Annotated in this window: 17 protein-coding genes; 13 read left to right on the top strand and 4 right to left on the bottom strand. The window is 43.9% G+C overall.

Annotated elements, in window-relative coordinates; genetic code table 11:
- The first annotated feature begins 547 nt into the window (after positions 1–547).
- A complete protein-coding gene (locus ACJJIP_RS12430; RefSeq protein WP_444945256.1) occupies positions 548–1,225 on the top strand; it encodes a protease inhibitor BamI-like protein in 678 nt (225 codons plus the stop codon).
- A 223-nt stretch (positions 1,226–1,448) separates the two neighbouring features.
- Positions 1,449–2,198, top strand: coding sequence for a M12 family metallo-peptidase (locus ACJJIP_RS12425; protein WP_444901795.1), 750 nt, complete (start codon positions 1,449–1,451; stop codon positions 2,196–2,198).
- A gap of 286 nt (positions 2,199–2,484) precedes the next feature.
- Here the strand turns inward: ACJJIP_RS12425 and ACJJIP_RS12420 are convergent, their stop codons facing one another.
- Positions 2,485–2,841 carry a hypothetical protein gene (locus tag ACJJIP_RS12420; RefSeq protein ID WP_083922811.1) on the bottom strand — a complete coding sequence of 119 codons (357 nt, stop codon included), beginning with the start codon at positions 2,839–2,841 and terminating at the stop codon, positions 2,485–2,487.
- A gap of 400 nt (positions 2,842–3,241) precedes the next feature.
- Here ACJJIP_RS12420 and ACJJIP_RS12415 point away from each other — a divergent pair, with 400 nt between their 5' ends.
- The 4 genes from ACJJIP_RS12415 to ACJJIP_RS12400 all read left to right on the top strand — a co-directional run bounded on the left by ACJJIP_RS12415 (position 3,242) and on the right by ACJJIP_RS12400 (position 8,241).
- Positions 3,242–5,524, top strand: a complete 2,283-nt coding sequence (locus ACJJIP_RS12415) for a TonB-dependent receptor (protein ID WP_444945255.1) — start codon at positions 3,242–3,244, stop codon at positions 5,522–5,524.
- 1,086 nt (positions 5,525–6,610) lie between these two features.
- A complete protein-coding gene (locus ACJJIP_RS12410; RefSeq protein WP_444945254.1) occupies positions 6,611–6,946 on the top strand; it encodes a DMT family transporter in 336 nt (111 codons plus the stop codon).
- Between the two features lie 121 nt (positions 6,947–7,067).
- The gene (locus ACJJIP_RS12405) at positions 7,068–7,676 is read left to right on the top strand and encodes a macro domain-containing protein (RefSeq protein ID WP_444945253.1); all 609 of its coding nucleotides are present in this window, start codon (positions 7,068–7,070) and stop codon (positions 7,674–7,676) included.
- Between the two features lie 82 nt (positions 7,677–7,758).
- Positions 7,759–8,241, top strand: coding sequence for an N-acetyltransferase (locus tag ACJJIP_RS12400; protein WP_444945252.1), 483 nt, complete (start codon positions 7,759–7,761; stop codon positions 8,239–8,241).
- A 132-nt stretch (positions 8,242–8,373) separates the two neighbouring features.
- Here ACJJIP_RS12400 and ACJJIP_RS12395 read toward each other — a convergent pair whose 3' ends face one another.
- Complete coding sequence (locus tag ACJJIP_RS12395) at positions 8,374–8,925, bottom strand: peroxiredoxin-like family protein (protein ID WP_040629214.1); 552 nt, start codon at positions 8,923–8,925, stop codon at positions 8,374–8,376.
- A gap of 334 nt (positions 8,926–9,259) precedes the next feature.
- Here ACJJIP_RS12395 and ACJJIP_RS12390 point away from each other — a divergent pair, with 334 nt between their 5' ends.
- The 6 genes from ACJJIP_RS12390 to ACJJIP_RS12365 all read left to right on the top strand — a co-directional run bounded on the left by ACJJIP_RS12390 (position 9,260) and on the right by ACJJIP_RS12365 (position 13,436).
- On the top strand, positions 9,260–9,790 hold the full coding sequence (locus tag ACJJIP_RS12390) for a P-loop NTPase family protein (protein WP_444945251.1): 531 nt from the start codon (positions 9,260–9,262) through the stop codon (positions 9,788–9,790).
- Positions 9,791–10,072: 282 nt separating this feature from the next.
- The gene (locus tag ACJJIP_RS12385) at positions 10,073–10,846 is read left to right on the top strand and encodes a thiaminase II/PqqC family protein (protein ID WP_444945250.1); all 774 of its coding nucleotides are present in this window, start codon (positions 10,073–10,075) and stop codon (positions 10,844–10,846) included.
- Positions 10,847–10,934: 88 nt separating this feature from the next.
- On the top strand, positions 10,935–11,342 hold the full coding sequence (locus ACJJIP_RS12380; RefSeq protein WP_444945249.1) for a PaaI family thioesterase: 408 nt from the start codon (positions 10,935–10,937) through the stop codon (positions 11,340–11,342).
- Between the two features lie 281 nt (positions 11,343–11,623).
- A complete protein-coding gene (locus ACJJIP_RS12375; protein WP_444945248.1) occupies positions 11,624–12,661 on the top strand; it encodes a hypothetical protein in 1,038 nt (345 codons plus the stop codon).
- Positions 12,651–13,109 carry a cupin domain-containing protein gene (locus ACJJIP_RS12370; RefSeq protein ID WP_444945247.1) on the top strand — a complete coding sequence of 153 codons (459 nt, stop codon included), beginning with the start codon at positions 12,651–12,653 and terminating at the stop codon, positions 13,107–13,109. Before ACJJIP_RS12375 ends, ACJJIP_RS12370 begins: the two co-directional genes overlap by 11 nt.
- 42 nt (positions 13,110–13,151) lie before the next feature.
- Positions 13,152–13,436: a hypothetical protein gene (locus ACJJIP_RS12365; protein ID WP_020414971.1), complete on the top strand. Its 285-nt coding sequence runs from the start codon at positions 13,152–13,154 to the stop codon at positions 13,434–13,436.
- Positions 13,437–13,596: 160 nt separating this feature from the next.
- Here the strand turns inward: ACJJIP_RS12365 and pgmB are convergent, their stop codons facing one another.
- Positions 13,597–14,268, bottom strand: coding sequence for a beta-phosphoglucomutase (gene pgmB, locus ACJJIP_RS12360; protein ID WP_282953599.1), 672 nt, complete (start codon positions 14,266–14,268; stop codon positions 13,597–13,599).
- The gene (locus tag ACJJIP_RS12355) at positions 14,268–16,619 is read right to left on the bottom strand and encodes a glycoside hydrolase family 65 protein (RefSeq protein ID WP_444945246.1); all 2,352 of its coding nucleotides are present in this window, start codon (positions 16,617–16,619) and stop codon (positions 14,268–14,270) included. Before ACJJIP_RS12355 ends, pgmB begins: the two co-directional genes overlap by 1 nt.
- A 431-nt stretch (positions 16,620–17,050) precedes the next feature.
- Between ACJJIP_RS12355 and ACJJIP_RS12350 the strand changes: the two genes are divergently transcribed.
- Positions 17,051–18,313 (top strand): MFS transporter, encoded by a 1,263-nt coding sequence (locus ACJJIP_RS12350; RefSeq protein ID WP_282950954.1) that lies wholly within the window; start codon positions 17,051–17,053, stop codon positions 18,311–18,313.
- Positions 18,314–18,363: the final 50 nt, after the last annotated feature.

Below are 18,363 nucleotides of genomic sequence, written 5' to 3'. Positions count from 1 at the left end.
ATCGAACTGACTCTTACAGAACATTGAAGCCAATTATTGATGATGTAGGCGGCTGTTGTTGATCTAATTTTACTCTCTTGATTTGTTAAGAAAGTACTGACTGTTAATTCTATTATTCCAAGGAGGGCTTTGCCCTCCTTTTTTTGTTCTGTTTTTCTGCCTGGTTTATTTTGCAAGTACCTTTTCTATCTTTTGGTGTAATTAATTCGCTCTTTTTTTGGTTATAAATATATAACCATTTAAGGTTGTTGAGCGGATGAACTTCTCATTATTTTTATGAGCCCATGTTTGCTGGTTGCGATGCGGTTTGCAGTTTTTTAAGCTTGGTTTTTATGATTTTACTTTGATCATTTTTATTTTTTTCTTATCTGTGAATTATTTTCAAAAAAAATTTTGAGGTCTTGATACCATTCGTCGTCTGAATCTGGTCGGGTGCGTTGGATGTTGGGTAGTGAAAATTCCTGGCTGAAAATTACGGGAATTTATTACTTCTGGAAGATGGGGTTTCAGAAGTTTATTTTAATAAGTGAATTTTGGGGTGTGAGTCGTGAAAAAGTTGATATTTCCTATTTTGGTGGTCTTGCTGGGAGCTGGATATTATTTTTGGCCTAAAGGGCAGTCTAATACTGAAAGACAGGTCGCAAAAGTTTCAGAGCCTAAGATATCTATTGATAGAGCTCCTGTAGAGGACTCCTTAGATGAAGTTGTTGAAGGTGAGGCGCCTGCAATGGATGAGCCTCTAGATGAAGTTGAAAGTATTCTTTGGGAAGAGTCAGAATTGGCCAAGCAGGTTCTTCATGAGAATGGTCGCCTGCCAAAAGATCTTAAGGGTGAAACCTATCTTGAGCTTAACGTGGATATGTTGAGGAGTTTAGAGATAGGCGAGTATGTTGATATGGATCTTCCCGGTGTGGAGGGTGACTACGATGCACAGGTGGGCAATATCCAACAGCACGCAAGCGGAAACAAAAGTTTGGAATTAAATTTTCCGGGGCATGCAGGTCTGTTTGGGGCCACAATAACGCTAGGAAAGGATGTGGTCTATGCTCAGCTGAACCTGCCGTCGGGCTCTTACACTATGGAGGCGCAAGATGGTTTTGCATGGATTGCGCCTAATGGTGCGTTAATACAAGGTCATGTAGAAAAAGGTGACCTACGTAGAAAGCCATCCTCTCAAGGAAAAAAGTTGGAAGGCGGAGATCTTTTAGTAGAGGATGAGCTGTAAAGAATCTAAAGGTGAGGGACATATGGTTTCGAATCTTTAGGTCGGCAAGGGATATGTCTAGATGTAGCCCATAATTACCAAGAGTTTATTTTCTCGGTAGGTTAGGAAAAAAGGATAATTTCTTTTTGGGTTAGGGTGCAAAAGCACGTTTTTTGGGCTGTTAATATATTTCTCTAACTGCCAAAAAAGCACGTGCATTAATAATATAAAAAGGAAGACTATAATGAGTCTCAAAAAAAGTTTAGCTGCTGCTGTTGCAGTTGCTTCAGTTTCCGCCTATGTGAATGCTGAAACTGTAGATGTTGGTATCGTATATACAGATCAAGCGGCAGCTTATACTGGCGATATTTCTGCAAAAATTGATCAGTATATTGCTTATGCCAATAACTCTTTTAAAAACAACCTTGTTGATATCCAGTTAAACTTGGTAGGCACAGCGAGAACTTCTACAGATCGACGCCCTACAGAAAGTGACATTGATACTATCACCGCGAGTAGCAGCTACCAGAACTGGCGTGCCTCAAAAAATGCGGATATGATAATTTTGCTGGGTATGGCCGAAACTGATGGTCGTTATACAACTTGTGGTATCGCCTGGGTTGGTCAAGGTAGCAATGGCACAATGTATGCTTCTACCCGTGATGAAGCTTATAGCATTACTGCCGTAGACTGTGGCTACAATACTTTTGTCCATGAGCTTGGTCACAATATGGGCTTGAGTCACTCTACTGCTCAGCAAGGTACTCCTGGTGTGTACTCCTATGGCTATGGCCACGGTGTACAAAATAGGTTTACTACGATTATGGCTTATCCGCATGTATTCGGTACTACAACCCAGTTTGATATTTTCTCAGATCCGGATTGGGTAGCCTGTGATGGTTTACCTTGTGGTGAAAGAAGAAATGGTGTTGATATCTCAAACGCATACCGTGCAATTGGCCCGATCGTAGACGATATTGCTGGTTATTACTAATCGGTTAATTTATCTCGCTGGATCATTTCATGTAAGCGCCTGTTAACACTCAGGTGTCTATATGCATTTAGTCTCACAGGCTAAAAGGAAACCAGGAGATCTTCTCCTGGTTTCCTGCTGTAAAAAAGAACAAAGTTATTTATAAATGAAATACTGATTGGGTAGCACGATACTATTTCTTTATTGGCTCCAATAAAAAATAATATTAATTAACGCAAATACTCACAGTACTAAAAATCCTATCCCAAAAAAATCAAGGTGGTACAAACAATAAAAATCCCCTGACTTATTTGTCGTGCACAACATCGACTGGCCCGTGATCATCGCAGTGATCCCCGTGGACATGGTGTAATCTCCCTTCCACGAGGTAATCAAAGTGGTCGCCATGGGGGATACGTTCGTGCCCACAGTCCTCCCCATGCACGTGGGTTGCGTGAGTGGCGGTCTTAACTGGATTGCAGGCATCTGGGTTTCTCTTGCTTATTTCCAGTACATGTTCATCGTAGTGACCCTGATGAGGGTGATGCAGATGCCCGTCGTGTACATAACATACGTGGTCGCCGTGCTGGATGGCGGCATGGCCGCAGTGGGGGCCGTGTTTGTGGGAATGGTTGTGTGCCTGCTGGCAGTGGTTGTTGGCCATAACAGATCCTCGTATGAGATGGTGCTCAGGGCTCTTAGCATCTACTCACTAAATAGACAGCCGGATACCACCCGGTCACGTCCATTCATTAGGTGCTTAATAAAAACTGTAGGAATACCGGTGATCTCTTTCAAAGGGATAGTTGCTGATTTACTTTTCTAAACTCGGCGCTGCCTGGGCATTCTGGCCAAATACGTGAGCCCTCTAGGAAGCGGTGTGACTATCGCTATAGATTTGACCTCAAATGCAGCTTGCAATCGATTGCATTGGCGGATTATAGTCATCATCGCGGTGTCGTCTCACAGGACAGGTTTGGCTGGGTTTTGCAATCGATTGCATTGTTGTGCCGGCCACCAACACCAATAAATCAGATAAGAATGACGATGAGAGGGAAGTGTTGATGAATAAGAAACCTCTGGCGCGAGCAGTCTCCCTGGCGGCAGTATCACTTGGCTTCTGTAGTATCGCGATCGCCCAAGAAGCTGTTTCTCCAAGCAGTGATGAAAATCTAGTGATGGAAGAGGTGATTACTACGGGTACCCCAGGTGGTTCCGGTATGCGCAAGCTGGATGCCAGCTTCTCAATCACCACTCTGAGTGACGATGAAATAGGTAAAGCCTCCCCATCAAGTACTGCGGATTTGTTGAAGTCCATCCCAGGCCTTTGGGTTGAAAGTTCTGGTGGTGTGTCTGGTGCGAACATTGATGTTCGAGGCTTTCCTGGTGGCAGCGATGCACCGTTTGTTACGGTTTCTATGAATGGTTTGCCGTTATATCCGGCTCCGACACTCTCTTTCATGGAAAACTCCTCCTTGTTCCGTGTGGATGAGACCATCCAGCGTGTAGAAGGCCTGCGCGGTGGACCCAATCCGGTATATTCCAATGGCCAGCCTGGTCTTACTACCAACTTTATTCTGAAAGAGGGTACTGAAGAGACCGAGGGCCGCTTTAAATACACCACCTCTGATTATGATCTTCAGAGGGCGGATGCCCTCTTGACGGGGAAGCTCAGTGAAGATGTGTACTTCATGATGGGAGGCTATGTGAGCTCTTCTCCCGGCATTCGCGATGCTGGCTTTGATGCCGAGGAAGGCCACCAGTTTACCTTGCACCTCACCAAGGAAATGGATAATGGCAAAGCCGGTTTCTATATACGCGATACTAAAGATACCGGCACCTGGTACCTGCCAAATGCCTCTTTTTTGGCAACTGATTACACTCAAGTTGGCCCCAGCAATCGCAAGGTTTCAGTACCTGTTTCCCAGGCCGACGGGAATGGCGGCTCAGAAACAAGCTGGGAAACCTTCGATATGGGTGAAGGGCGTGGCTGGGATGGCAGCGTAGCCGGTGCCTACCTTGAGCTGGACCTGGGTAATGGATGGAGTCTTACTGAAAGATTTGGACTTACCAGTGGCAATGCCGACACCCTGGGCTTTGTACCCAATGGAGGTCCGGTCTCAATCGGTGATCTGCGATACACCGATGGTACAGCTGTAACTTCAGCTACTACAGTGTCTGGGGCAGAAGTCAGCGACGATACCCTGTTACAACAGTTTGGCGCCTGGGTAGTGCGGAAGGATATCGAGGCAACTACCAACGATATCAGCCTGTCCAAAGAATGGGACAGCTTCAAGGTTACAGCGGGCTATTACACCTCTAGCTGGGAAGTAGACGAGTGGTGGTCCCTTGGAAATCAGGATTACTATGTACTTGGTCACGATGGCGAGCAAATTGCGGAAGATATCTCCTGTGATGATGAGGAGCTGGATCCCATCCTCTGCTGGAGCTACGACCTTGAAGCTGTGGGTGATGCCCGCGAAAACGCCTTTTATCTCGCCAGTGAATTCTACCTGGGTGATTTTACTTTCGACTTAGGGGTTCGTTCTGCCAACCGTGAGACCAATTACTCCGTTGACGATGGAGAGCGCAATGGGGTCTTTACCACTTACAAGGCGGATGAAGATGGATTCGCCTACACCGCTGCAGTGGATTGGGCCTTTGCGGAAAATATGGGAACTTTCTTCCGAATTAATTCCGGCTTTAAATTCGCGGACTTTGATAACTATCGCGAGTTTGGTGAGAGCTTCCTTGCCGGTTCCGATCTAATCATCGACATCGACCAATACGAGCTGGGCTACAAACTGCAGGACCAGGACTACTCGCTGTTTGCCACGCTCTTCTACAATGAAACCCAGGGTATGCCAGACTGCATTATTGGTAGTACCACTTGTACCCGCCTGGAAACAGAAGCCCTAGGCCTTGAGTTGGATGGTAAAGCCCATTGGGGTGATTTTACATTAGGCCTGAATGCAACCCTGCAAAAGCCGGAGATCACCAGTGGGGACTTTAAAGGTAATCAGGTGATGCGCCAGCCCGAATACCAGGTTCGCCTGAGCCAGAACTATGATTTTACCATTAACAACATTGATATGGCTGTTTTTGGAGGAATCAGTCGGGTAGGTGACCGCTTCAACGATAGCGAAAACTCAGTAACTCTACCCGGTTATACGAAAGTAGACTTGGGGGCCGTAGCCTATCTCAATGATATTACCGTACAACTGGCGGTGGATAATTTGACTGATGAGGATGGCATTACTGAAGGTGATCCCCGTGATCCCCTTGCTTCCAATGTTCGCTATATTTTGCCGCGTAATATCAAGCTAAGCGTGGCCTACGATTTTTAATCCCATACCTCTCCCAAAGGTATTTTAAGCTTTGCCGCACGAACTCCAGCGTGCGGCTTTTTTGTATCTCCCCCATCGGGCACCCTTTCGGCTTACCTTCCTGATAAGTAACAGCTAGTGCCATCGCGCTCTTTTATGGATGCCTTTGCCTAAATTGGCTTCCCGCCTGTATAAAAGTAATATAAGTTTCACGCTCTTTTGGGATATGAAATAGATAGACAGGAATTTTATATTATCTGTGTTTGTTATTTACTGTAATTGAATCATCAAAAATAGAGTCCATTTTTGTGATGAAATATGAGGTTTCTCTGGGGTAAAAAGCTTGAATTGTGCCTCTTAGAGGGGGTTCTTCTTAAATGCACAAGTCAGATCAATTAGCAGAACCCTCACTAGGTTGTTGTTATGCTGGTTGCTATCCTTCAGATAGCTATTTAAATGTTATTCACCTATGGTGCTAAAATAATAAAAATAAAATTGTACGTTCCCACCGAGAATGGGAGTTATATTTATGAGCACGATGGTATCAATGCGCCTGCAATTCATAGTGCAGTGAGAATCAACCCTGATAATGGAAAGGTATTCATCGTACTTAGTAGTGGTGACGTTAACCTGGCATCGAAGCTAGGATATCACTGGACCCTCTGGCAAACAGGCTACCTGGATTTTTCTCTGTCGAAAGAGCCCTTCATATTTCTTTGGGTCTATTCTCTATTGGATTACTATTAATTGTAATATTTTTTCTTTTAAAGAATTTTATTGCTGCTAGGAGAAGTAAAGGGTCTGAAGCTGCGTATAAAATTAATGGCGAAGCGCTGAAGTTGGTGTTCAAATTTTAGGCCTTACAGGGGATATATTGCGTAGGTTTTTAATTGGTATAAGCACTTTAAAGAATTGCCTTCAATACTTGAAATAGAAATATATTTTGTTGGAAGTTTATTTTTAAATGCTGATACTGTTTTTAGTAGTGAAGCAATGAATTTAAAGATTGGTGGATTTTCTATATAGGATAATTATAATTTATACTGTGGTAAGGTTTATATTTGATAAGCTAATAATTTATATAAAATTAAAGGTGGTTTTGAATATATGGGAGCGTGGATTAGCTTGTTCGTAGCGGGGCTCTTTGAGATTGTGTGGGCTGTGAGTATGAAATATTCGGAAGGTTTTACCAAGTTGTGGCCATCCGTAATTACTGTCATGGCTATGTGGATTAGTTTTGCCTTTCTGTCATATTCGCTTAAATATATACCAATAGGCACATCTTATGCTATATGGGTTGGTATAGGAGCAGTAGGTGTCGCAGTACTTGGTGTTGTATGGTTCAATGAGCCAATAACGCTTGCGCGTATTGCTTGTATATCTCTTATAGTGCTAGGTGTGGTAGGCCTCAAGTTGGTTGCATCTTCGGATGTGTCTGTTTAGGGCATTATCCACTAATGAGCAATTTTGGTATCGCTGCCCGAAACTTCCCAGGCTTAAAATTACCTGGCAGTAAGCTCAGGCCTTTTGGATGGCAAACTACTGATAAAACAACAGATGCAGGATGGAATTAATGTTACCTAATAAAATCTATCTAATAGATAGGTCAAAAGACCTGGTGGAAGCCTGGCGTCAGGTTTTTGAAGGAATTGATATTTTTGAAATTGTAGAGGGAGATTATTTTTCGATATCCGCCGATGCCATGGTGAGTCCGGCCAATAGCTTTGGAATTATGGATGGAGGTTTGGATCTTCCAATCCGGAATACATTGGGTTTTGAAGTTGAGGAGAGGTTACAGGAAAGAATCAAGTCTGATTTCCATGGTGAGCTACCTGTAGGGGCGGCAATAATAGTTCCAACATCTAATGACAGTTGGCCGTACCTTATAGCTGCTCCAACAATGCGCGTACCAGAAGATATATCCACTACGTTAAATGCTTATCATGCTTTCAGGGCTGTTCTAAATTCCGTTCAGATGTTCAATCAGTCACCTAATGGCTGTCAGATAAATTCAATTGTATGTTCAGGATTGGGCACGGGAATAGGCAACTTATCAGTTAGGCGCTGTGCGGGACATATGAGGGCGGCCTATAGTTATCTGTCCAAGCCTTCCAGGATTCCAAGTTATAATGAGATTCATGAGTCCCATAAAAAGTTACAATTAACATACTAAGATTTTTTGATAAATTTTATTGAATTGATGCTGGATTTTTGTAGTTCAATATTAATGGTAAGTATTTCCGGAGCAGCTAGTTATGAATACAGTCGAATTCAGGAGGCTCAACGCTATAAACCAGAAGGAATTATTAGCTGTTCTTAATGAAGATAAACTTAGAATGCATCTGATTGATCACGCATACTTTGATGACAATTCTCTGAAACACTGGGTCGAGGCCAAACTTATAGTTGACTCTCTTCCAGGTTGTCGAGTTAGAGCTGTCTGCATAGAGGGTAAAATTGCCGGGTGGTGTGGGATCCAGCCAGATGATCATGGTTATGAGCTGGCAATTGTCTTATCCCAGAAATTTTGGGGGCTAGGGATAAGTTTGTTCAAGATTTTGATGCGTTGGGCAAATGAATTCAAACATAAAGAAGTGCTATTTCATTTGTTGGATACCAGGCCAGATTATAAAGTATTGAGTAAAATTGCGAGTCGAGTGATTAAGACATATCAACTGGGGCGCAGCTTTAACACCTATTTTATTGATGTAAGGCGTAGCCTTATGGATAGTATTTAATAATCTGAATGGTATCCCCTAGAAAGCCCGATTATAAGGACAGTTATAAATTGGGGGGGATGGAACTAGATGGCCAATACTAGCAGTGGTGTCACTCAACGCCGAAGATAGATACTCATTATCTTCAAAGAATTAGACCGATCCAATGTACTCACCACGTGCTGGATAATCGTTTTCTTGGACAAATTCGAGTGCTCCGATCATTTCTTTGAAATGTGGACGCACGAAAGGCATGGTTTGCACTATGGCAAAATAGAGCGTGCTATCATTCCGAACCAGAAACACACCTGGTTCAGAGAAAAGGATAGGCTCTTCGATACCTACAGAAGTGGCTCCATGACCTGATGAAAGGTAAAGGCCCCACTCTTTTGCGACTTGCAGGGGCAAATTATAGCCAATACGTAAATCAGGGTAAGCAACCTTTTCAGCCATCTTTATGGCATTATTTTTGTCGTCTGAGGATACTGCTATTGTTTTAACTCCTTTCGCAAGGAATTCAGGCGTCAAACGGCCAAGTTCCTTCAAGTAAGAAACGCAGATAGGGCAGTGAAAGCCACGATAGAACACAACCAGAGTTGCATAACCGGGGGCGTCTTTAGATAAGTCAAATGTACCGGATGATAAGGTTTCCACGACCAGATTAGGTACAGGATGTTGGGGGGATTCGCTTTGTTTTCTTCTCATTATCATTCTGTAGAATGTGTTGCAGCTGTTTGAACAAGTAGATTTTAAACTGTAAAAGTTTGGTTTAGAATCTAGACAGGCACTGTGATTTCATTGATTGTGAAGTTTTGTATAACCATAAATACATCAAGTTACCTATTTTCTGGTGAAGCGCAATTAATACTGTCGACATAGCTGTCAATATAGCTGAAATTCGGTCAGCCAGAGTAAGTGTATTTGGTTTGGTAGAAAGAAAATTGGCGCTTTTTTGGATGTTTTTTTTAATCAGTAACGCGAGATAGTATTAATATCCGTTATCGATTTTGAATTAAGGGTAAGCAGAAGTCATCATAAAATGAAGAAAGTAGCGATATTTGGAAAGCCTGGGGGAGGAAAGTCTACTCTTGCCATGAATCTGGCTGCTGTTACGGGTCTTAAATATTTCCCACTGGATACGGTAGAGTATAATAAAAATGGTGAGCGTATTTCTCCTGAAGATTTTTTGGGCGAACACTCTAAACTAATTGAATCTGATAACTGGATAATTGATGGCTTGGGTACGATGGAGTCGTTTTGGGCACGTATTGATGCAGCCGATACGCTCATTATTGTTGACTTGCCATATTATATTCATTACTGGTGGATTACTAAAAGGTTGTTAAAAAGTTGTTTTGTGAGGCCCGTAGGTTGGCCTGAGGGCAGTTCCGTTCTAAAAGGTACATTCGCAAGCTGGCAATACTTGCGATTATCACCCGGATTCTGGAGTGATGAATTATTTGATAAAATACAATCTCTAGGCGAAAACAAAAAGATATACAGGATTGAGAAGGTAGGTGAGATTAATAGTTTTGCGCATCGATTTGCGAGAACTGATACTAATATTTAGCCGGTAAACTTATCAAATAAATAGGCGTATTTATGTCTAAAATATATGGTTTTGCCCATATTCAATTTTGCTTCGATTGCTTGATTGTAAAATTTTATAAGTTGTCATTCTTTGCTGCATACAAATTGATATCCCGGGTATTGGGCAATGTCTAAGTGTTTGAGCCGGTGTTGTTTTATAACTGCAGGCCATTCTTAGGCATTAAACTCTTCCTTTGTCTATCTCAATCAATTTCTCTTAACGGTGCTATGCTTAGTGTTTTTATTATCGGAGCATTGCCAGGTGACTCGAGACATCTTTCTAAAAGTTGGGCTTATTGTGGTACTTGCCCTAAATACTACGGCTCAATCAATTGCTTTTACGACTAAGGAAGATCGGCATAAAGCGGAGAGTTTGATCCAACAGCTTGAAAAAAAATACCTTAGTAATGAGGTGCCCATTATTATTAAAAAACTTGAGAACAATGTATTGCCAGATTCAGTATTGCAAGCATTTGCGTTGGAACAGCATTTGATCATTCAGTCAGATCTTCGTAGCAATGCATTATCTTTACATCGATTTGGAGGTTCCTCAAGTCAAATAGTTCGACAGTTCTTTACTCGGCTGGTCACCGGTGAGGTTATGGCCAGTGAGCAGTTGCCAGCTCTTATCAAGGCCCTAGAGATCTCTGATAAACAAATTAACGAGTACCAACCATTAGCCGGAGCACAAGCATACCCAGCTTATACTACGTGGTTGGCAAATTATGCTATGCCTGCGGAAATTGCTGCTGCATTGTTGATCAATTTTCAGAGTTTTGGTAAAAATGTTGGACGCATGGCTAAGGCGCTTAAACAGAATAAGAAAATGTCAGACAGCCAGCTCGCATTCTTAATCAGTTTTAGAGAGTTGCCCCCTGGATTTCGAGAGCAAGTAATAGATATAGTTGCCAAGGGTTTGGCTTCAGGAATAGGTGAGTTAAATATTGAAACACGTGTTAGGCTTATTCAGTCCTATGAAAAGGAATTCTGGCGAGCACTGGAAAATTCTGGTGATACTAAACGGAATTCCAATTAACCAGTTTATTGGTTCTTTATGGTAGAGAGTATCGGTAATAGATGAATTGACTAATATAATAAACTTGATATAAACAATATATTGGCTTATGAAAGACATAAAGTATTTCAATGATATGTGTGCTGGGAGGTTGCCTGAATTACTTGGTATAAAAATTATTAATTTGGATGAGTTAAAAATATGCGCAGAAATGGATATTACAGCGTCGCATTTAGCTCCAAATGGATACCTGCATGCCGGTAGTGTTGTTTCATTGGCAGATACTGCTTGTGGTATTGGCTGTATTGCAAATTTACCAAAGACTGCAACGGGTTTTACTACTTTAGAACTGAAATCGAATCACTTAAGTACTGTACGGGAGGGAAGAGTAGAGTGCATCGCGAGCCCTATACATAAAGGGCGCACTACTCAGGTTTGGGATGCTGTAGTGCTTTGCCTAAAAACTGGTAAAAAAATTTCTCTCTTTCGCTGTACGCAAATGCTGTTGTACCCATAGTCCCATCTGTAGGATATTGTAGAGAAGTACCTTAATGGAGAAGTATTGATTATGTCATGGACATATTGAGAAAAAATACTTTTTTAAAATCCCATGGCTATTAGCCGGCTTAACTGTGGCTCATAGGTAGCTTTATTCTATGTACCAATATGATTCTGGTGTGAGATTTGGTACCGCTGTGAATTTTTCTAATTTAGTCATATTTTATAAAACTTTGTATGGGTTCCCAAGTCATACCACCAGTGAAGTTAATATCAAGTATATAGCCCTGGCGTTCTTTCATGATTAAAATTCTATTGTTGGTACTCACTCTCTTATTGATTTCTTTATCAACTGTTGCTGACGACCCGAAGCGAAATCAAATTGGTAGCTGGGGAGGTGTCATATTCAAAAGTGATCCTTTATTGAATTTACATCTTTTCCTGTATGAGTTGGCAAGAGATAGGGATGCTCTGGAGGAGTTCAAGAGTAATGGTGCCATCACTTCTAGTAAGATTTCCATCTTTGAGAAGGCGATTAAAGATTATCGTAAACTTGGGGCGGAAAATAATATTCATATTGTTAGGTCTGAATCTGAAATAGCAAATTTAACTGAAGCTCTGATGACCGGTAAGGGTATTGACAATAGTGAGGCAGAGAATACGTTGGGTCACCATATAAATGAGATTGCTCCATTATATAATGCAACCCTGTGGGGGAAGCACTTAGAGAAGAATCTGGAGTGGCACCAGGAGTTGCAATTTAAGCTAAAGAGGTATGGCAATAAAATATCTGCAGATCTTGAGAGATTGTTTGCTGAAGATTTAATAGTTAATACTCATACGATCAATATTACTTACAAGCCGGGCTTGCTCCAGGGGGCGACAACTTCTGCAAGAAGCCATCAAACTATCATCAATAGCACCTATCCAGATTATAGTGGCTGGTTGGCTTTGGAAATGTTCTTTCATGAACTGTCTCACGTTAGTAGTGTTGGAAGAAAAAGTACACTCCGAAGACTGATTGATAAAGAATTTGACAAGTTTGGTGTGGCTGACAAAAAGGGGATATGGCATCCGATTCAGTTTTATACAGTTGGCGAGACTGTGAGAAGGGCTGTTTCAAGGGTTGAGCCTAATTATACGGCCTATGCGAAAGCAAATGGGTTATATAGAGGACACTGGGACTATAAGGTACTTCTTGATAAATATTGGATGCCGTATCTTGATGGCTTGGTCTCCATGGATGAAGCTATAACCAATATTGCTAAAGCCCTTTCAAAAGAGAAGAGTAAAGAATTGACTAAATTTAAAATGTGGGGAAATAAAAGTGCAACCTAAAAACCTGTCTGAACATCCTGAGGGTGGAAGATATCTTGAGGTATTCAGGTCTAATACTGTAGTTACCAATCAAGATGGGCAGAAAAGGTCTGCCCTTACACATATTTATTTTTCATTGAATAATGGGGAGGTTAGTCGTTTTCATAGGGTGCAATCAGATGAAGTATGGAACCTGTATCAAGGCGCTGGATTGTATCTCTATACCTGGGATGGGTTAGGTAAGGAAGTTAAGCGAACTGAGCTTTCTACACAATGTAATACTTTCTGTGATGTTATTCCTGCTGGTGTCTGGCAGGCAGCTGAACCTATCGGAGAATCGGTTCTGGTGGGTTGTTCGGTCGGCCCCGGCTTTGATTTCTCTGATTTTGAGATAATTGAACCACGGTCAGGTACGGCCAATAAGCTACGAAGTATAGACTCCGGTTTTCAAAAGTTTATAGAGCCATAGCAATACATATGAACTGACTGGATGTAGAGGGAGTGGATAGATATGTTTGAGCTGGGAGTAAATATTTCCTTAACTTTACTTTTTGGCTGGTCTTTAATTTGGGTTTTCCTTGCCTGGGGATTGGGAGTTGCCAACTTTGCGCAGGCACATGATAAGTTTGTAAGCTGGTTGGGCTATTGTGTTTGGGGCTTGTTAATCTTGCTGCATTTTTATGCAATATATGCTTTGTGGATGAATCTATTCCCGGCCTATTGGATGGTTATTATTCTGTTCATATCACATTTGCTCTTTGGGTTTGTTTTTGGTCGAAACCTCAGTGCTCGTTAAGAGCTCAAGTGAGATTTACCGAAGTGTACTTGCCCCTAACATGGATCTTTTCCCTCTCCACACAGAAGTGACTACCAAATATGACTATGCTCCGGTAAAGCTGAGTAGCCAGTTTCCAAACCTGCTACTCAGCTTGTATAGCGATATCTAGGGACCTTGGTTAACTAACAGCAGCTGCTCTAATTGCCGAGAGAAAGAAGTCTTTTGGATCGAACATCTCTAGGCTGCCGACAATATAGTCGGCACTTCCAAGCGTACTCTCACTTCCTACACCGACAGCAGTCATTCCCTGTGCGGCCTTGATAGCCGTAACACCGGCTGCGGCATCTTCAAAGGCAATGCAGAATTCAGCTTCAACCTGCAGGCCTTGTGCGGCTGCGAGAAAAATTTCCGGAGACGGTTTGGGGGCTGATTGCTCCGGGTCTGCAATGTATGAGAAGAAATCTGATATTCCCAAAGCTTGCAAAACGGCCGGAGCATTTTTACTTGCGGAGGCCAGAGCGATGGGAATTTTTCTCTCGTATAGCCAAGCCAGGAGTTTACCTGCACCTGGCAGAAGATCTTCTGGCGAGAGGCTGCGAATCAATTCCTGATAGCGACTATTTTTACGGGAGGCCAGGGCGAGCTTTGCTTCCTCACTGAAATTACCGCTCTCCCTCCCGAGAATGACTTCCAGAGAGGCCATTCTTTCAAGTCCCTTTAGTTTTTCCTCTGTGTCGTCAGCCCAGGGGCGTTGCAGGGCCTCAGCGAGTTGACGCCAGGCTTGCAAATGTAATCGGGCTGTATCTGCTATTACGCCATCCAGGTCAAAAATTGCCGCACGATAGATCATCAAGATACCTCCTCCATCGCTGCCATTTGGAAAGTTTGCTTTTGTCCGGCTGTGCTCAGCATTACTACCTCTTCGCCGTGATACAGGGTGATTGCCTCTCCGCTTACCAGGGTATAGTTGGCTTGAAGGCGATCGATTTCCAGGGCAAGCGTACGACCGCGGAATTGAAGGCGGAAACGATAGCCGTCCATCCCCTCGGGCACGTAGGGATTAAAGTTCAGTTCGTTGCCGTGCAGGCGCATTCCAGCAAAACCTTGCACCATGCACATCCAGGTACCGCCCATGCATGCGGTATGAATACCATGCTGGGTATTATTGTGATGGTTATCCAGGTCCATACGCGCTACCTGCTGAAAATAGCTGAGAGCTTTTTCCGGATAACCGACTTCGCTGGCAATAATGCTGTGTATACATGCAGACAGGGTGGAGTCGTGGGTGGTGAGAGGCTCGTAAAAATCGAAATCGCGGCGCTTTTGCTCTACTGAAAATTCGGAACTTTGTAATAAAAGCCCAAGCACAACATCTGCCTGCTTACAAACTTGATGCCGATAGATAACCAGCGGGTGATAGTTCAGCAATAAGGGGTACTTTTCTTCAGGTGTCTCGGCAAAATTCCATACCGGCTTGTTCAGGAAGCCATCGTCCTGGGGATGGATACCTTCAGATTTGTCAAAGGGAAGGTACATGGCCTCGGCTGCGCGGGCCCAGTTTGCAGGTTCTTCCGACTCCAGCTGGATTTTTTTAACCAAAGTTTGGCAGGCTTCCGGGTCGAAAGATTGTAGCCATTGGAAGACCTCTTCCGCATATTCCAGATGCGCACGAGCCATCAGGTTGGTGTAGAAATTGTTATCTACTAACGCGGTGTATTCGTCTGGTCCGGTGACTTCATTGATGCAGAATTGGTTGTTACGACGCGGATTGAAGTGGCCGATCTCCATCCACATCCGCGCGCCTTCAATGACTACTTCCGCACCTTTATCTCGTAGGAAATCAGTATCGCCAGTTACCCGGCAGTAGTTACGTACCGCATAGGCGATATCTGCATTGATATGGTATTGGGCGGTACCGGCGGGATAGTAGGCTGAACACTCTTCGCCACCAATTGTTCGCCATGGGAAGAGGGCACCTTTTTGAATGGCCATCTGCCGCGCGCGGGAACGTGCAGACTCCAGAATTGAGTGCCGGTATTCCAAAAGTCCTTTTGCCAATTGTGGCTGGGTATAAAGGAAAAATGGCAACACATAGATTTCTGTATCCCAGAAATAGTGGCCGTCGTAGCCGTCACCGGATAGGCCTTTCGCAGCAATATTAGTGCGCCCATCCCTACCCAGTGATTGGAATAAGTGAAACAGGTTAAAGCGAATCCCCTGTTGCAAGGCATCGTTGCCGCTGACCTGGATATCCGATTCCCGCCAAAAATTCTTCATTTCCAAGTGTTGAGCTTGAGCATGTTCTGTAAAACTATTACTCGCACAACGTTGAAGGTAGTTTTGTACCTGTGAGGCGGTTAAAGGTGCTTTGTTCTGCTCGGCAAAGTAGGCAACATATTTTGTGAGGCGAATTGGGGTATTCCGGTGCGCGCTAAAGCGGTAATCCACCGAGACGCAATCTTCACTGCGGAGATTGCTGGAGGTGAAATCATTATTACTTTCACAGTGGTGTAGTGCCCCACTACAGATAGAGAAGCCGCTGCTTTTAACGAATAATGGCAAAGCGAGATAGTCGCCATCGGCAGTACTTTCAAGCCACTCAATATCTCCACTATCTATAGGTGAGGCTATGCGGGGATCATCACTGCGATCCGCCTGGGCCAAGTCTCCGTCCAAGCGAGATTGCAAGCGTATTTCGCCATCAAAATCGAGGGGAGTTATTTCCAGGCTGACGATAAGCAGGTGTTTTTCACTCAGGGAGACCAGCCGCTGGGCGGTAAGCTCAATGGTCTTGCCGTGAGGTGAACGCCAGGTCAGCGTTCGTTTGGATATGGCGGTGGAGATATCCAGGTGGCGCTCATAATTGATCAGCTCGCCTTCTGCCAAGCTGAAGCGCTCACCGTCAATCCAAATGTGAATCGATTTGCCATCCGGAACTGTCAGCATGCGCTGGTTGTTGCGAGCATAGCCGTAAGCGGATTCGCCGTAGCTGATCGGTTCACTGGCATAGACACCGTTGAGGTAGCAACCATCGGTGAATGGTTCCGGTTCATAGCCCTCTTCAAATGCGCCACGCAGACCGATATAGCCGTTACCGAGAGAGAAGAGGGTGGCGTTGAGGCAATAATCCTCGGGTTGGAAGCTATTTTCTACCAGGCTCCAGGGATGAATCTCGTGTTTGACTTGTTGTTCTTGCTTCATACCACATCACAGAATCAGTTATTTAGGTTCCCCCCCAAGCGGTTGCTTTTCTTGGGCAGGCAGGTTTCAGTCTATCTCCAATTGATATTGTTTTGCAATCGATTGCAATTGTGAACATGTAAAGGTTATAACCATGAATATCGACTGGATCTCATAAACAGATATATCCATAAGTGATTGATATTTATAAATAAAATAGTTTATTAGAGTGATGATCTGATTGGTTTTGTGACTGGATTGGAAGAAAGGTATCCACTTAATATTTCACATTAAATGCAATCGTTTGCATTAAGTGAGTACTTTAAGCAATACTGAGGCCTCAGGCGATGATCACACAGGTTTCATTAGCCTCACAAAATTAGATCAAAAAATGTACAATAACAGGCTGGTACGGCTTAGCGCCTGAGCCATAGACCGATGAAGAATTTGTTATGAATAATCAGCGCATACTGCTTTCCCTATTCGCCATTTATTTTGTGTTTGCCATTCTGCTAAACAGCGTGGGCACAGTAATCATGCAGGTAATCAATACTTATGGTGTGAGTAAATCTGCCGCCAGTGTATTGGAGGGTTTTAAGGATATCCCTATCGGTGTGGTTTCATTCCTGGTGGCTTCACAGTTGCCACGCTTGGGATTCAAGAAAGCGATGTTGATAGGTCTGGCGATTGTTGCTGTGGCTTGTACCTCTATGCCGATACTGCCGGGGTTCTGGACAGCCAAACTGCTGTTTCTGTCTGTTGGTGTCGCCTTCGCTTTGGTCAAAGTCGCTGTTTATTCAACCGTTGGTTTGCTTGCGAGAGATCGCAAAGAACATGCGAGCCTGCTAAATACCCTCGAGGGGGTTTTTATGGTGGGTGTGTTGGGGGGCTATTGGCTTTTTAGTGCGTTCATTGATTCCGCCAACCCTGGCTCAACTACCTGGTTAAGCGTCTACTGGGTATTGGCAGCTATTTGTGCTATCGCCTTCGTCCTGCTGTGGACTACTGAAATGAATGAATCGGGGACTCGTATTGAGGGGGCCAGCCCTCGTCAGGAGTTCCTGGCAATGATCAAGCTAATGGCCAAACCGCTGGTATATATCTATGTGATTTCTGTGTTTATCTATGTGCTGATTGAGCAGGGAATCGGCAGTTGGCTGCCTACATTTAACAATGAGATTCTTAAGCTGCCGGCTGCTATGAGTGTCCAGGCGGCCAGTATTTTCGCAGCAGGCTTGGCGATAGGGCGGCTCGGTGCGGGGGCTATCATGCGGCGTCTGCACTGGTACCCGGTTCTCAATGTCTGCCTGTTGGCAATGGCGCTGTTGGTAGTATTAACCTTGCCATTGTCGAGTAATGTCCAGCCAGATCCAGATATCAGCTGGCTCAATGCGCCGATAGCCGCATTTGTCCTCCCATTGATAGGCCTGTTTATGGCCCCCGTATATCCGGCGATCAACTCAGTGATGCTGAGCTCACTGCCTACACACCAACACTCCGCAATGACCGGGTTACTGGTGATTTTCTCTGCATTGGGGGGGACAACGGGCTCACTAATAACAGGAACCGTTTTTGAGGTATTCGATGGCCAGGTGGCTTTCTATCTGTCGCTGGTTCCTATTTCAGTGATTCTTATTAGCTTATTCTTCTTCCGTCGTGCAGTGGAGCGGCAGGTACCTGGTGAGCAGGCGCTACCGGCCAGCCCGGTGACCTGATCGAAATTTGTCCCTGTTTTACAAATATTTACCACACCCCTAAGATGGCG

Source organism: Microbulbifer variabilis, from assembly GCF_052467165.1.
Note: the sequence above shows the minus strand (reverse complement) of the source record. Positions and strands in the feature narration are given on the sequence as shown.

Bases quoted from the DNA above. Each gene is read 5' to 3' on its own strand.
- ACJJIP_RS12355 (WP_444945246.1), bottom strand. From the start codon at position 16,619: ATGAAGCAAGAACAACAAGTCAAACACGAGATTCATCCCTGGAGCCTG.
- ACJJIP_RS12390 (WP_444945251.1), top strand. From the start codon at position 9,260: ATGAAGAAAGTAGCGATATTTGGAAAGCCTGGGGGAGGAAAGTCTACT.
- ACJJIP_RS12415 (WP_444945255.1), top strand. From the start codon at position 3,242: ATGAATAAGAAACCTCTGGCGCGAGCAGTCTCCCTGGCGGCAGTATCA.
- ACJJIP_RS12420 (WP_083922811.1), bottom strand. From the start codon at position 2,841: ATGGCCAACAACCACTGCCAGCAGGCACACAACCATTCCCACAAACAC.
- ACJJIP_RS12410 (WP_444945254.1), top strand. From the start codon at position 6,611: ATGGGAGCGTGGATTAGCTTGTTCGTAGCGGGGCTCTTTGAGATTGTG.
- ACJJIP_RS12425 (WP_444901795.1), top strand. From the start codon at position 1,449: ATGAGTCTCAAAAAAAGTTTAGCTGCTGCTGTTGCAGTTGCTTCAGTT.
- ACJJIP_RS12350 (WP_282950954.1), top strand. From the start codon at position 17,051: ATGAATAATCAGCGCATACTGCTTTCCCTATTCGCCATTTATTTTGTG.
- ACJJIP_RS12375 (WP_444945248.1), top strand. From the start codon at position 11,624: ATGATTAAAATTCTATTGTTGGTACTCACTCTCTTATTGATTTCTTTA.
- ACJJIP_RS12395 (WP_040629214.1), bottom strand. From the start codon at position 8,925: ATGAGAAGAAAACAAAGCGAATCCCCCCAACATCCTGTACCTAATCTG.
- ACJJIP_RS12380 (WP_444945249.1), top strand. From the start codon at position 10,935: ATGAAAGACATAAAGTATTTCAATGATATGTGTGCTGGGAGGTTGCCT.
- pgmB (WP_282953599.1), bottom strand. From the start codon at position 14,268: ATGATCTATCGTGCGGCAATTTTTGACCTGGATGGCGTAATAGCAGAT.
- ACJJIP_RS12400 (WP_444945252.1), top strand. From the start codon at position 7,759: ATGAATACAGTCGAATTCAGGAGGCTCAACGCTATAAACCAGAAGGAA.
- ACJJIP_RS12405 (WP_444945253.1), top strand. From the start codon at position 7,068: ATGGAATTAATGTTACCTAATAAAATCTATCTAATAGATAGGTCAAAA.
- ACJJIP_RS12365 (WP_020414971.1), top strand. From the start codon at position 13,152: ATGTTTGAGCTGGGAGTAAATATTTCCTTAACTTTACTTTTTGGCTGG.